The 14,428-nt window shown below is 40.1% G+C and carries 11 protein-coding genes; 8 read left to right on the top strand and 3 right to left on the bottom strand.

Going from position 1 to position 14,428, the window contains the following annotated elements:
• The first annotated feature begins 556 nt into the window (after window positions 1–556).
• The 5 genes from mutS to spoVK all read left to right on the top strand — a co-directional run bounded on the left by mutS (window position 557) and on the right by spoVK (window position 7,621).
• Window positions 557–3,169 (top strand): DNA mismatch repair protein MutS, encoded by a 2,613-nt coding sequence (gene mutS / locus HC179_RS13495; RefSeq protein WP_168864783.1) that lies wholly within the window; start codon window positions 557–559, stop codon window positions 3,167–3,169.
• Window positions 3,170–3,188: 19 nt separating this feature from the next.
• The gene (gene mutL, locus HC179_RS13490; protein ID WP_168864782.1) at window positions 3,189–5,078 is read left to right on the top strand and encodes a DNA mismatch repair endonuclease MutL; all 1,890 of its coding nucleotides are present in this window, start codon (window positions 3,189–3,191) and stop codon (window positions 5,076–5,078) included.
• 94 nt (window positions 5,079–5,172) lie between these two features.
• The gene (gene miaA, locus HC179_RS13485; protein ID WP_168864781.1) at window positions 5,173–6,123 is read left to right on the top strand and encodes a tRNA (adenosine(37)-N6)-dimethylallyltransferase MiaA; all 951 of its coding nucleotides are present in this window, start codon (window positions 5,173–5,175) and stop codon (window positions 6,121–6,123) included.
• Window positions 6,124–6,153: 30 nt separating this feature from the next.
• Window positions 6,154–6,381, top strand: a complete 228-nt coding sequence (gene hfq / locus HC179_RS13480) for an RNA chaperone Hfq (RefSeq protein WP_010193436.1) — start codon at window positions 6,154–6,156, stop codon at window positions 6,379–6,381.
• A gap of 292 nt (window positions 6,382–6,673) precedes the next feature.
• On the top strand, window positions 6,674–7,621 hold the full coding sequence (gene spoVK / locus HC179_RS13475) for a stage V sporulation protein K (protein ID WP_205825326.1): 948 nt from the start codon (window positions 6,674–6,676) through the stop codon (window positions 7,619–7,621).
• Between the two features lie 35 nt (window positions 7,622–7,656).
• Here the strand turns inward: spoVK and HC179_RS13470 are convergent, their stop codons facing one another.
• Window positions 7,657–9,162, bottom strand: coding sequence for a phytoene desaturase family protein (locus HC179_RS13470; protein ID WP_168864779.1), 1,506 nt, complete (start codon window positions 9,160–9,162; stop codon window positions 7,657–7,659).
• 140 nt (window positions 9,163–9,302) lie between these two features.
• Between HC179_RS13470 and HC179_RS13465 the strand changes: the two genes are divergently transcribed.
• Window positions 9,303–10,376 carry a glycosyltransferase family 2 protein gene (locus tag HC179_RS13465; RefSeq protein ID WP_168864778.1) on the top strand — a complete coding sequence of 358 codons (1,074 nt, stop codon included), beginning with the start codon at window positions 9,303–9,305 and terminating at the stop codon, window positions 10,374–10,376.
• Between the two features lie 64 nt (window positions 10,377–10,440).
• Here HC179_RS13465 and HC179_RS13460 read toward each other — a convergent pair whose 3' ends face one another.
• Window positions 10,441–11,049, bottom strand: coding sequence for a trimeric intracellular cation channel family protein (locus HC179_RS13460; protein WP_168864777.1), 609 nt, complete (start codon window positions 11,047–11,049; stop codon window positions 10,441–10,443).
• 175 nt (window positions 11,050–11,224) lie between these two features.
• Here HC179_RS13460 and hflX point away from each other — a divergent pair, with 175 nt between their 5' ends.
• Complete coding sequence (gene hflX / locus HC179_RS13455; RefSeq protein WP_168864776.1) at window positions 11,225–12,493, top strand: GTPase HflX; 1,269 nt, start codon at window positions 11,225–11,227, stop codon at window positions 12,491–12,493.
• Window positions 12,494–12,505: 12 nt separating this feature from the next.
• Entirely contained in the window at window positions 12,506–13,771 is a 1,266-nt protein-coding gene (locus HC179_RS13450) for a methionine gamma-lyase family protein (RefSeq protein ID WP_168864775.1), read from the top strand.
• Window positions 13,772–14,195: 424 nt separating this feature from the next.
• On the opposite strand, the gene HC179_RS13445 is transcribed toward HC179_RS13450, so the two are convergent.
• Window positions 14,196–14,428 (bottom strand): IS3 family transposase (locus HC179_RS13445; RefSeq protein WP_168864774.1); only part of this gene is annotated, 233 nt, incomplete at its 5' end.

Genomic DNA, 14,428 nt, shown 5'->3' with positions numbered 1-14,428 from the left:
ATGGGAAAAGGGCTTCGTCCAAAATTGGCCACAAGTGATGAACCAATTATTAATCAATGATAATCTTAAGGGAAGAGCTGTTAAGTACCTCGATTAAGAAAACTTACACAGTTTATTTGACACACCCCCTGTTTTTTTGGTTCGGTCACTTTTTTTCTACCTTTGGACAAAATACATTGAAATTTTAATAGGTTCGGACATAGTAAAGGGGAGTTCGGTCAACTTTTAAAGGTGGTTCAGTCATTTCAAATTAACGTTCGGTCAAATATCGAGAATCTTCGGTCAACTTTCCAAAAACTTCGGTCAAATTCGCAAAATCTTCGGTCAAAAATCAAAAACCTTCGGACATTTAGACTCACTAAACTTTTATTGATAACCAAAATCTTAACCATTACCAAGTTTTTCACAACACAATACTTCAATCTCTCGAATTTTAAGCCATCCCTTATACCACACCAATTCCTCCGCTGTTAATTTCCACGCATTCCTCAACCACCCCCGATACACCAAAATATGATATAATAAAGCAGCAAAAAACAATAGTTGGGGGATTACGATGGCTTCTTATACGCCGATGATACAGCAATACCTGAGAGTAAAGGCAGACTATCAAGATGCCTTTTTATTTTTTCGCCTTGGCGATTTTTATGAAATGTTTTTTGAAGATGCGACAACAGCATCTCAAGTACTGGAAATTACATTAACCAGCCGCGACGGTGGGGGAAAAGAACGAATTCCTATGTGTGGGGTACCATACCATTCGGCTCCTAATTATATAGGTCAACTAATTGAAAAAGGGTATAAAGTAGCAATTTGCGAACAAGTGGAAGACCCTAAGCAGACAAAAGGGGTTGTGAAAAGAGAAGTAGTTCAACTGATTACTCCTGGTACTGTCATGGAAACAAAAGGGCTATCTGATAAACAAAATAACTTTTTGACTTCCATTACTAACTTTGAAGACGAGACATTTGGACTTGCGTATGCAGATCTTTCGACAGGGGAATTACATACGACTGTCATAACCGGACCCGTTCAGCAACTTGTAAATGAAGTATATTCCATTGGAGCAAAAGAAATAGTGGTTTCTGAAAAATTCCCACTGGATCTTGTTCAAATGATAAAAGAAAGAATGGTTACCACATGTTCTTATGAGGAAGCAACGGATATTCCAGTCGAATTTAATCTGATTGTTAAAAATTTGGAACAAGAGAAGTTACAAATGTCTGTTGGGCGACTACTTCATTACTTGAAGAGAACCCAAAAGCGAAGTCTTGATCATCTTCAACCGGCAAGTTTTTTTGAATTAGACCAATCGATGAAAATTGATCTTTTTTCAAAGCGTAATCTTGAGTTAACGGAAACCATTCGTTCAAAAGGGAAAAAAGGTTCCTTGCTCTGGTTGTTGGATCAAACGGTGACAGCTATGGGTGGTCGCTTGTTAAAGCAATGGGTGGACAGGCCTTTAATCAATCCTGCACAGATCAAACAACGTCATGATCTGGTGGAAACGCTCATTAATGAGTATTTTACAAGACAAGAAATACGAGAGTTATTAAAAGAAGTGTATGATCTGGAGAGACTTGCCGGAAGGGTAGCGTTTGGGAATGTAAATGCCAGAGATCTTGTGCAATTGCGCAAGTCTCTATCTCAGATCCCTCTTCTAAAGTCAATGGTGGAGAAGCTTCCAATAGATAATACTGCTATACTTGACAACATGGATGAGTGTGGAGAGTTGTCATCACTACTCCATGATAGCTTACTAGAACAGCCATCCTTGTCGGTTAAAGAAGGAAACATGATGAAGGATGGTTTCCATGAAGAACTGGATAAATACAGAGATGCGAGAAGAAACGGCAAGACTTGGATAGCAGAATTAGAAAAAAGAGAACGAGATTTAACAGGCATACGCTCTCTTAAAATAGGCTATAATCGTATTTTTGGTTATTATATTGAAATAACAAAAGCGAACATCTCCTCTCTACCTGAGGGCAGGTATGAGAGAAAGCAGACACTTGCAAACGCAGAGCGTTATATCACAGAAGAATTAAAGGAAAAAGAGACACTAATCTTAGAAGCAGAAGAAAAGATTGTTGCACTAGAATACGAACTTTTCCTGAAGTTAAGAGAAGAAGTGAAGGCATATATTCCAAGACTGCAGAAACTTGCGAAAGCAGTCAGTGAAATGGATGTTCTTCAATGCTTTGCAACCATCAGTGAAGATAGATACTATACAAGGCCTTCTTTTAACGATGAAAGAAAGGTGTATATCACAGACGGACGTCATCCAGTAGTGGAAAAAGTAATGGATGCGAATGAGTATGTACCAAACGATACGTGGATGGATAAGGAAAATGAGATGCTCCTTATCACAGGACCAAACATGTCTGGTAAAAGTACGTATATGCGTCAAGTGGCCCTTACAGCGATTCTTGCTCAGATTGGTTGTTTTGTCCCGGCAAAAGAGGCATCCCTTCCCATTTTCGATCAGATTTTCACAAGAATTGGAGCTGCGGACGATTTGATCTCTGGTCAAAGTACTTTTATGGTCGAGATGTTGGAAGCACGTAACGCTATTGTCTATGCCACACAGAACAGCTTAATTCTTTTTGATGAGATTGGCCGGGGAACATCCACATATGATGGAATGGCACTTGCCCAGGCACTAATAGAATATATCCATGATAAAATTGGAGCAAAAACCTTGTTCTCCACCCATTATCATGAATTGACTTCCTTAGACAAAGAGCTTAAAAAGCTAAAGAATATTCATGTCAGCGTTGTCGAGCAAAATGGTAAAGTGGTATTTCTTCATAAAATGAAAGAAGGTCCAGCAGATAAAAGCTATGGAATTCATGTAGCAGAATTAGCAGAGCTTCCTAAAGAATTAATAACAAGAGCCCAAACCATTCTTGAAAAATTGGAAAGTCAACCGAAGAGTGAACATGTCGAAGTGGCTGCAACAAAAGAGGGTCACAAAGTAGAACATGATTCACTTGCACAACTGTCTTTCTTTACAGAAGCGGAAGACAAAAAGCAAATGGACAAACTGTCCAAAAGTGAAAAAACAGCTCTTGAAAAACTCAAAAATTTAGAGTTGCTTGAAACGACACCGCTAGAAGCGTTAAATAAACTGTACGAAATACAAAAGTTACTAAAAGTGAAATCATAAAAAGGAAGGAGGGAATAGAATGGGGAAAATCGTCCAGTTAGATGAGAGTTTAGCAAATAAAATAGCTGCTGGCGAAGTGGTTGAACGACCTGCTTCTGTTGTAAAGGAGTTGGTGGAGAATGCGATTGACGCAAATTCTACTATCATCGAGATCGAACTTGAAGAAGCGGGACTTTCGAAAATCCGTGTGCTGGACAATGGAGATGGAATAGAGCAGGAGGATTGTCTCACGGCATTTCAACGTCATGCAACAAGTAAAATAAAAAATGAAAATGATTTGTTTCGCATAAGAACCCTTGGTTTTAGGGGAGAGGCACTACCCAGTATTGCCTCCGTTTCCCTCTTTGACATCACCACAAGTACAGGGGAAGGACCTGGGACACATCTAAGCTTTAAAGGTGGAGTGTTGGAAATCCAGGAGTTATCCAGCAGTCGAAAAGGAACCGATATCGTGGTGCAGCACTTATTTTTCAATACTCCTGCACGATTAAAGTATATGAAAACGATCCATACGGAATTAGGCAATATATCTGATATGGTGAACCGGCTTGCGTTAGCTCATCCTTCTATTTCCTTCCGTCTTAGCCATAATGGAAAAAGGATGCTCGCTACAAATGGCAATGGTGATAGCTTGCATGTCTTAGCTGCCATCTATGGAATGAATATCGCCAAGAAAATGGTACCCATCCACTTTACTTCCTTGGATTTTGAAGTGAAAGGGTATATTGCCATGCCGGAAGTGACGCGTGCTTCCAAGAATTATATCTCGACGATTATTAATGGGCGGTATGTGAAGAACTATACAGTGGTAAGAGCAATTCAAGAAGGTTATCATACACTCCTGCCAATTGGGAGATATCCAATTGTCTACTTGGAAGTAAAGATGGACCCACTTTTAGTAGACGTAAATGTGCACCCTGCCAAGTTAGAAGTAAGACTGAGTAAAGAGGACGAACTTTATAGGCTGGTTGCTGATGGGATAAAAGATGCTTTTCAGAAAAAACAACTTATTCCTTCCAATAGCCCAAGAAAGCAGACAAGCTATACGGAAGAACCAAAACCTACTCAACAAACCTTTACACTTGATGAAAGTTTTCCGCTTGAACGTGCCATTCAAAGACAGGAACCAACCTTTATCAAGCAAAAAGAAGAAGAAAGTAGACCATTTGAGGTTGCTGAGCCCTCTGAAACATGGGAATATAGTGACAACCAGGAAGATGGCCAAAATAATCAGCATGAAGCGTATATGAATGATTCCATTGACGAGGCAGAGGAAGTTAGTAACGAAAAGCAACTCCAATCTCTCCCTGAGGAAAAGAAGGAATCTCGTATTCCGACTCTATATCCTATTGGTCAGATGCATGGTACCTATATCGTAGCCCAGAATGAAAATGGGTTATATTTAATTGACCAGCATGCAGCACAGGAAAGGATCAACTACGAATATTTTTATCAAAGACTTGGCCGGGAAGAAAGGAATCTACAAGAGCTACTTGTTCCTTTGACGATTGAATGTTCCTTAGACGAGTATTTGTTTCTTGAAGAGCATACGGAAGCTTTCGCGGATGTAGGAATTATGCTTGAACCCTTTGGCCACCAAACATTCATCGTGAAGGCTCACCCAGTTTGGTTTCCAAAAGGAGAAGAAAGAGAAACGATAGATGAAATGATCAATTTATGTTTGGAAAAGAAAAAAATCAATATCTCTGACTTAAGAGAAGAAGCGGCAATCATGATGAGCTGCAAGGCAGCAATAAAAGCCAATCATCATCTTAGACAAGATGAGATAACAGCTCTTTTAAACACGTTAAGAGAGGCTGAAAATCCATTTACATGCCCTCATGGAAGACCGATTCTCATTCATTTTTCGTCATATGAATTGGAAAAAATGTTCAAGCGGGTCATGTGAAAATAAGAAATTTTTTATCAATTAGATTGAGCTCTAGTAAAAATGGGTATAATGATATCTTGTGATAAAGAATAATTGAGAGAGTGAGTGAGCGGTGGGAGAGAAACAAAAAGTTATTGTGATCATAGGTCCTACTGCTGTAGGAAAAACGAAAACAAGTGTAGAGCTGGCCAAAAGAGTTAACGGTGAAATTATCAGCGGAGATTCCATGCAAATCTACAAGACAATGGATATTGGGACTGCCAAAATTAAAGAAGAAGAAATGCAGGGAATCCCTCACTACCTCATTGATATAAAAGAACCTCATGAAGCTTATTCGGTCGCAGAATTCCAACAAGATGTTCGGAATAAGATCGACCAAATAACTTCAAGAGGTCGGATTCCCCTCATTGTCGGAGGAACGGGTCTTTATATTCAATCTGTCCTATATGACTACCAATTTTCAGAAAGTGGCAAGGATGAGGAAACTCGTATACGTCTTGAAAAAAGAAGTCAAGAGATTGGTGTAGAAAAGTTGCATCAAGAGCTTGCGGAAATTGATCCGAAAAGTGCAGCCAATATTCATCCTAATAATGTGAGAAGAGTAATCCGCGCGCTGGAAATTTTCTATACTACTGGGAAGACCATGTCAGAGTACCAGGATACCCAGCAACCTGAACCATTGTATGACATCGCCTTGATTGGTCTCACCATGGAAAGAGAAGTACTCTATGAAAGAATCAATCTAAGAGTAGATCTGATGATGGAGGAAGGTTTACTAAGAGAAGTGCAAACTCTCTATGACAATGGGATTCGGGATTGCCAATCCATCCAAGCAATCGGCTATAAGGAGCTGTATGCATACTTGGATGGCAAAGTAACGTTAGAGCAGGCCGTGGATGACTTAAAGCAAAACTCAAGAAGATATGCAAAAAGACAGCTCACATGGTTCCGCAACAAAATGGATGTAACTTGGTTTGACATGACAGATGCAGATTTCGAGCAAAAGTTATCACAAATTTTCACGATTATAGCAGGAAAGCTTCGACTTGGGGCGAATAAGTAAGGAAGATAGAGATAAGAGGAGGAAGAAAAGATGAAGCAATCAATAAATATCCAAGATCAAGTTCTTAACCAATTAAGAAAAGATGGAACAAGTGTAACGGTATTCTTGCTGAATGGGTTTCAACTTCGCGGATTAATTAAAGGGTTTGATAATTTCACTGTGCTTTTGGAAACAGAAGGAAAGCAACAGTTGATTTATAAACATGCCATCTCTACCTTTTCTCCATCAAAGAACGTGCAAATTGAAACAGAAGCGTAAAACCAGCTAAATGCTGGTTTTTTTATTTGCATAAAAGAAACATATAGCTCACCAAATATCATATATTTAATTAGTAAATGGAGAAATTCTCTCCATTTGTTTAATTGCGGAAATAATGAGCTCGAAAAGAGGCAATTATTTCTCGGGAAAGCGCACAATATGACAAGTTTGTCAATAGTTTGATGAAAATATATGAAAAATGTTGAAAGAAATCGAAACAGGGTAAATCTACTGAGAAAATAGTAGAGGATACTAGGAATTGCATCAAGATATGTCGGATTTTGGCGTGGAAATGAGGTGGACATTCTTGGATCAACCCATAAAAAACCAAAATGGGAAAATAAATATTGTCTTAAATGGACAAAAAAAGCCGCTAAGAGTCACCCATGTTCAAACACTTGAAGAACCACTTACTACTACCAACCATGCAATCTTGCAGGAAATAGAGCGGGAAATGGGGGAATTAGTAGGATTACAGGAAATGAAAAAAGTGGTCAAGGAAATCTATGCGTGGATATATGTAAATAAAAAGCGGGAAGAAGTAGGGTTGAAAACAGAGAGGCAAGTGCTTCATATGATGTTCAAAGGCAACCCCGGTACAGGTAAGACGACTGTTGCCAGGTTGATTGGAAAGTTGTTTTGTGACATGAATGTACTCTCTAAAGGTCACCTGATTGAGGCGGAGAGGGCGGATCTTGTCGGGGAATATATTGGTCATACTGCCCAAAAGACAAGGGATCTTGTGAAAAAAGCGTTAGGAGGCATCTTGTTTGTAGATGAAGCCTATTCGCTGGCGAGGGGGGGAGAAAAGGATTTTGGGAAGGAAGCCATCGATACCCTCGTAAAGCATATGGAAGATAAACAGCATGATTTTATCTTAATACTTGCAGGTTATCAACGTGAGATGGAAGAATTTTTACGAACGAATCCCGGTCTTATTTCCCGCTTTCCGATTATCGTCGATTTTCCCGATTATTCTGTAGAAGAATTGATGGAGATCTGTCAGCGAATGCTTAAAGAACGTGAGTATATTATGAGCAAAGAGGCAGAGTGGAAAATGCGTGAGCACCTCAATCAAATGAAAAGTGTTTTATTGCCTTCTGCTTTTAGCAATGGACGCTATATCAGAAATGTCTTGGAAAAATCGATACGGACGCAAGCTATGCGTCTTCTTTTGTATGATAGCTTTCATAAAAACGAGTTGATGACCATTGAAGCAAGGGATCTCCTGCTAAAATAAGCGAAAATAGCAGCCAAGCGGCTGCTATTTTCATGTTATCCAATACTTTTATTCACTTGTTCCCAATCTTCGTTTATGGCATCGGCTGTTAGCTGTCCAGATAGTGTCACCATTGGTACCCCGCCGCCCGGGTGAGTAGAACCGCCGGTAAAGTATAAGTTATCAAGCAGTTTACTTCTGCAAGGTATTTTGAAGCCGCCATTCTTTTTGCGGTCTGTTACTACCCCGTATATGGACCCTCCATTTGCTCCATATAGATTCATTAAATCGTTAGGAGTAAAGCAATATTCAAACTCAATGGAAGATGTTAAACCATCCAGTCCCATTCTTTCCAGTTTAGAAAGAACTTTTTCGCGATAAATATCCTTGTATTCATCCCATGTCTCGCCTTCTTTTAATGGAGGAACGTGGGTGAGAACAAAAAGGTTTTCTTTTCCTTGCGGCGCTTGGCTTGGATCCGTTTTAGACGAAACCCCAATGTAGATGGTAGGATCTAGTGCAGGCTTTCCTTCATTGAAGATTGTGTGAAACTCTAGTTCAGGGTCTTCTGAGAAGAAGAAATTATGATGTGCCAGCTCGTCATATTTTCTGTTTACCCCTAGAAGTAAAACTAGGCCGGAAACAGTTGGCGAAAATTTTTCTAAATCCTCAACAGCTTTATTGGCCATCGGAACATCTTTTAACAAGGTTTTATAGGTTGGAATTGCTTCAAGGTTGGAAACAATGAGATCTGCATGAATTTCTTCACCGTTCTCTAAAATTATACCGGTTGCTTTTTTTCCACCTGTTGTAATTTTTCGAACCGAAGTATTCAAACTGTACGTGACACCCATTTCATCCATAAGGCTCTGCATCGCTTCCGCAATCTTGTACATGCCACCTTTTACATAATAAATGCCCAATCCGAGCTGTACATGTGTTAATTGTGACAGGACAGCAGGAGCGTGATAAGGGGAAGAACCAATATACATAATCATGAAATTAAACAGCTGTTGAAGGTGTTTATCTTCAAAATATTTTTTTGTAATTTGATCCATTGATTTCATAGGGTCCATTCCAATGAGTTCTTTCAGATTATGCAGGGCCCGAAGTTCACCTAAACCTGAGAGGCTCTTCTTGTAAAAACTCTTCATGCTGTATTCATACATTTTGCTGCAATAATTCAAATACTCAAAAAAGCCGTTTGCATCTTTTGAAGAGTATTCTCTTATTTGCTCCAACATTTTAGGGAGATCGCTTGTTACATCTATCTTCGTACCGTCTTCAAAGAAGGTTCTCCATTGAGGCTCCACTCTTTCAATGGTAATATAATCATGTAAATTTCTTTTTGCGCTTGCAAACAATTGTTCCAGCACCCACGGCATCGTCAAGATGGATGGACCAGTATCAAAAGTAAATCCCTTGCCGGAACGTATGTTTAACTTACCTCCAAGGCGCTCTCCTTTTTCAATGACATGGACATCATAACCGTCGGCGGATAGTCGGATAGCAGCGGATAAACCTCCAAGACCGCCACCAATTACTACAACTTTCTTCCTCATTCTTATTCCTCCTTATGAAAACTAATAAGTTTGACTAGACTGTCTAGTAGATAGAAGTAAAATTTTAGTGTATACAACTTTTTATTTTACCCTTTTTTTCTATTTTCAAACAAAAATAGATGTATATGGAGGAGTTATTCATGACAGCATTAATATTAATTATGACATTATTACTTGGGAGAGTACTGTTTTTTCATATTCCGAGTTTATCGTTTAGGCATGAGAAAACCCCTTTACTGAAAAAGGTGTCTATTATTATCCCTGCCAGAAATGAAGAAGGAAATCTTCCTATATTATTAGGATCTTTGCAAGCCTATCACGGAAAGATAAAAGAAATTATCGTGGTAGATGACCATTCTACCGACCAAACGGTTAAACTTGCGCGGTCTTATGGCGCGCGTGTTGTGAAATTAGAGGATCTTCCTGCCGGATGGTTTGGGAAATCCTTTGGTTGTTGGAACGGAGCTTTATGTGCAACGGGAGAAATATTTTTATTTTTAGATGCGGACACCATTATCTCGGAAAATGGTTTAGAAAATATGCTTTCGGCCTACAAGGGAGAAGGGGAAGTGCTTTCCATTCATCCTTTTCACAACTTAAAAGAAAAATATGAAAGCTTATCGTCCTTTTTTCACCTAGTGGTTATGGGATCCCTTGGAGCCTTTCATATTTTGCAAAAATGGTTGCCGGTAAGGGGGGCGTTCGGACCGTGTCTATTTATTCATCGCGAGGATTATTTTAAGTACGGTGGTCATCAAGCAATTCAGGGAGAATTAATGGAGAACATGGCATTTGGTTTTCAAGTGCAAAAGCATGGCGGAAAAGTTAGGTGCTATAGTGGATTGGGAGCAATCGAAATGAGGATGTACCCAGAAGGTTTCCGTTCGTTATGGAATGGTTGGAGCAAAAGCTTTGCAACAGGGGCATCCAAAACAAGTATTTGGTATTTAATGTTGGTATGTGTATGGCTTGGAGGTTTGATGACATTTCTCACTAGCTATCAAACCCTCCCTTTGGAACTTTATGTTACCGGATATGTGCTAATCGCATTGCATCTAAAGAGAACGCTCGCTATTGTCGGTAACTTTGGGTGGGGAACCGCACTATTATTTCCTTTGCATCTGTTATTCTTTTTTATCTTGTTTGGCTACTCCTTTGTTCAAACCTTTTTCAAAAGGAATGTTACTTGGAAAGGCCGAAAAATTGACCTGTAAAATTGGTTAAAAAAACAGGAGGCCGTTTCACCTCCTGAAAAAATAATGTGAATTTAACGACCATTTAGGCAGCACTTTGTAAACTTCTGTTAGGCAATCTCCATTTGTAGGTGTAGGATAGGACACGTAAAGAGACGATTCCTACAAAAAGGATATAAAGTTGAACCGGTGAACTGACTATTCCAAAGCCGATGACTAAACCGGCAAGTATTGCCCAAGCAGCATATATTTCCGCTCGTAATACAAGCGGCCTTCTACCTGCAAGCAGATCACGGATTATACCGCCGCCGCTACCGGTTAATACTGCAGCAACCACTACTGCGCTAATGGGGTGATTCATGCCTGTAGCAAACAGTGCCCCTTGGATAGCAAAGGCGGCTAGGCCGATCGCATCAAAGAAATTGCCCCACTTCCTCCAGTGTTTTAACAAATTGTTTGGAAACAGGAAGACGGTAGTCATCGCGACCAGAGCAACTTGAAAGAGCATTCCTTGCTCCCAAAGTGCCGACACCGGAACACCTATAAGGAGATTTCGCACTGCTCCCCCTCCAAAAGCTGTTACTATTCCTAATATATAAACGCCGAGTATATCATACTCTTCTTCCATCGCTACAATCGCTCCGCTTATCGCAAATGCGATAGTCCCGATGATGCTGAAAACTTCCCAAGTCATTCGATCACTCCAATAAAAATATACAATATCTATAAAGCCTTCCTGATTTTATATAGAAAACCGCCAGAATGCAATAGTTTTAAAGGATTTAATAGAGAAAAAAAGCATATTTTGATATGATTAAGGAACTTGTTCAACAATCATTTAATATATTTTAGAAAAAGGGGTTACGCATTTGAACGAAACGCAAAAGAAAGACAAGGAAAGGGTCATTTTAGTAGGCTGTCAATTACCTAAAGATGATGATCAAACATTCTTTTATTCCATGGAAGAATTAGCATCCTTGACCAAAACAGCCAACGGAGAAGTTCTGGTTTCCTTAACACAAAAAAGAGAACGGGTTCATCCTGCAACATACATAGGGAAAGGGAAACTAGAGGAGCTAGTCCAACTGGAGGAAGAGTTGGAACCTGAAATCATTATTTTTAATGGAGAACTAGCACCAAGTCAAAACAGGAACCTTTCTAAAATCTTAAATTCCAGAATCATTGACCGAACACAGTTAATCTTGGATATATTTGCTCAGCGTGCTAAATCAAAAGAAGGTAAACTTCAAGTAGAGTTAGCTCAGCTTCAGTACCTTTTACCCCGCCTTGGCGGAAAAGGTGTGGAACTGTCTCGTCTTGGAGGTGGAATAGGAACTAGAGGACCGGGTGAGACGAAATTAGAATCCGATCGCAGACATATTAATAGAAGAATCGTGGATATCAAAACACAACTAACTTCGATTGTCAGTCACCGAGAGAGATATCGTGAGCGCAGAAAGAGAAATCAAGCATTTCAACTTTCCTTGGTTGGCTATACCAATGCCGGAAAATCAACCATTTTTAATCGCCTGACCGAAGCTGGTACATTTGAGGAAAACTTGTTATTCGCAACACTAGATCCTACAACAAGAAAGGTCATGATGCCATCTGGGTTCAATGCCCTTTTGACTGACACCGTAGGATTTATCCAGGACCTGCCGACTTCACTTGTAGCGGCATTCCGTTCGACACTTGAAGAAGTAACAGAAGCGGATTTGATTTTACATGTGGTCGATAGTTCGAGTCCTGATCACGTCAACCATGAAAAGACGGTGGACAAATTGTTGAAGGAGCTTGGAGTGGAAGGTGTTCCGGTATTAACTGTTTATAATAAGAAAGATCAAACCACAGAAGGGTTCACACCTGCTTATAATGAAGAAATGTTGCATATAAGTGCTTTAGACACTGGAGACATCGCCTTATTGACCCAAAAAATAGAATCGCTCATCAAAGTTCAGATGGAGCCCTATCATATCATTGTGCCGTCTTCAGAAGGAAAATTAATTGCACAATTAAAACAAGAAACCGTCCTTTCTAAAATGGAGTTCACAGAAGAGACAGAAAGCTATGAATTACAAGGATACTATTTTGATAACTCAAAATTGGCTTCTGTTATTCAGCAAAGAATGAAGAAATAGAGGAGATTTATTATGTTCCATTTATTACAACATGGGGAAGTCATTGAACCGATCGTACGTAAAATAGAAGAAAAGCTTCAAGAAAGTTTTCAGCAAGTCGATGCTGGCGTGGAAACAAACCAATTTCGCGTATTAAAAAGCTTTCAGGAGAACCGTGTCAGCGATTCTCATTTCATTCCATCTACTGGATATGGGTATGATGACATTGGACGTGATACATTAGAGAAGATTTACGCAGAAGTGTTCGGCGGGGAGGCAGGCCTAGTACGTCCGCAGATCATCTCAGGCACACATGCGATTTCTATCGCCCTGTTTGGGGTGTTGCGTCCTGGTGATGAATTACTTTATATTACTGGGAAGCCATATGATACGCTAGAAGAGATCGTAGGAATCCGCGGAAGTGGCGTGGGCTCTTTAAAAGAGTACAACATCGGCTATAAAACCATCGATCTCAAAAATAACCGCGGTATTGACTGGGAGGCTGTCAGCAATGCAATAACACCTTCCACCAAAATGATTGGCATTCAGCGTTCAAAAGGTTATGCAACAAGACCATCTTTTACTATAGAAGAAATTAAAGAAATGATTCGTTTTGTGAAAGAAATCAATCCGGATGTGGTTGTGTTTGTAGACAACTGTTACGGCGAATTTGTGGAACTTGAGGAGCCGTGTCATGTTGGTGCGGATTTGATGGCTGGTTCTCTAATTAAGAACCCTGGTGGTGGTATTGCTAAGACAGGTGGTTACATAGTTGGGAAAAAAGAGTTGGTGGAAGCTTGTTCTTACCGAATGACTTCCCCTGGGATTGGAGCGGAAGCTGGTGCCAGCCTATACAGCTTGCAAGAAATGTATCAAGGTTTCTTCCTTGCTCCCCACGTAGTGGGACAGGCTTTAAAAGGAGCCATGTTCACTGCTGCGTTTTTAGAAGAGCTCGGGATGAATACTTCGCCTAGCTGGGATGCACATCGTACCGACTTGATTCAATCGGTGCAATTTGATGACAAGGAAAAAATGATTGCCTTCTGTCAGGCGATCCAGTATGCATCACCCGTCAATTCTCATGTTACGCCATATGCGAACTATATGCCGGGGTATGAGGATGACGTGATCATGGCTGCTGGGACGTTTATTCAGGGGGCAAGCATTGAGCTTACTGCAGATGGTCCGATCAGAGCACCGTATGTTGCGTATGTTCAAGGAGGCTTGACATATTCGCATGTAAAGATTGCTGTTTGTAGTGCGGTGGATCACTTGATTAGTAAGGGGTTAATGGAATAATTGAATTGGAGTTATATGAGCCTGGGGGGGGAGCCCTGGGCTTTTTTATTATGAAATTTTTGAAAGGTGAAGACCTGATTGAAGAGAGAAATGATTTGGAGAGGTCTTGATGGAGTGGATGAAGACCTGAGTGAAGCGAGAAATGATTGAGAGAGGTCTTGATGGAGTGGATGAAGACATGAGTGAAGCGAGAAATGATTGAGGGAGGTCTTGATGGAGTGGATGAAGACCTGAGTGAAGCGAGAAATGATTGAGAGAGGTCTTGATGGAGTGGATGAAGACCTGAGCAAAGCGAGAAATGACCCAGAGAGGTCTTCATGGAGTGTATGAAGACCTGAGTGAAGCGAGAAATGATTGAGAGAGGTCTTGATGGAGTGGATGAACTGCCCCCTGTCAAGTAGACACTCGAAATAATAAAACAAGACTAAGCTGTCTTAGCCCTGTATTCTAAAGGGCTAAGGCCGTTTAATCGTTTTTGATAGCGGTCATGATTATAAAAATGAATGTACTCATCAATCGCCTCTTCAAGATCCTCAAACGTTTCATATTTCTCCAAATAATACTTCTCGCATTTCAATGTCCCCCAAAATGATTCTATTGGACCATTATCAATACATCGTCCAACTCGGGACATACTATGAGTCATCTTTGCTGTAT

Source organism: Bacillus sp. RO1 (assembly GCF_012524115.1).
GTDB lineage: Bacteria > Bacillota > Bacilli > Bacillales > Bacillaceae_I > Sutcliffiella_A.
Note: the sequence above shows the minus strand (reverse complement) of the source record. Positions and strands in the feature narration are given on the sequence as shown.

Coding starts and splice junctions, on each gene's coding strand:
- mutS (WP_168864783.1), top strand. CDS start 557: ATGGCTTCTTATACGCCGATGATACAGCAATACCTGAGAGTAAAGGCA.
- HC179_RS13450 (WP_168864775.1), top strand. CDS start 12,506: ATGTTCCATTTATTACAACATGGGGAAGTCATTGAACCGATCGTACGT.
- mutL (WP_168864782.1), top strand. CDS start 3,189: ATGGGGAAAATCGTCCAGTTAGATGAGAGTTTAGCAAATAAAATAGCT.
- HC179_RS13460 (WP_168864777.1), bottom strand. CDS start 11,049: ATGACTTGGGAAGTTTTCAGCATCATCGGGACTATCGCATTTGCGATA.
- hfq (WP_010193436.1), top strand. CDS start 6,154: ATGAAGCAATCAATAAATATCCAAGATCAAGTTCTTAACCAATTAAGA.
- spoVK (WP_205825326.1), top strand. CDS start 6,674: ATGAGGTGGACATTCTTGGATCAACCCATAAAAAACCAAAATGGGAAA.
- HC179_RS13470 (WP_168864779.1), bottom strand. CDS start 9,162: ATGAGGAAGAAAGTTGTAGTAATTGGTGGCGGTCTTGGAGGTTTATCC.
- HC179_RS13465 (WP_168864778.1), top strand. CDS start 9,303: ATGACAGCATTAATATTAATTATGACATTATTACTTGGGAGAGTACTG.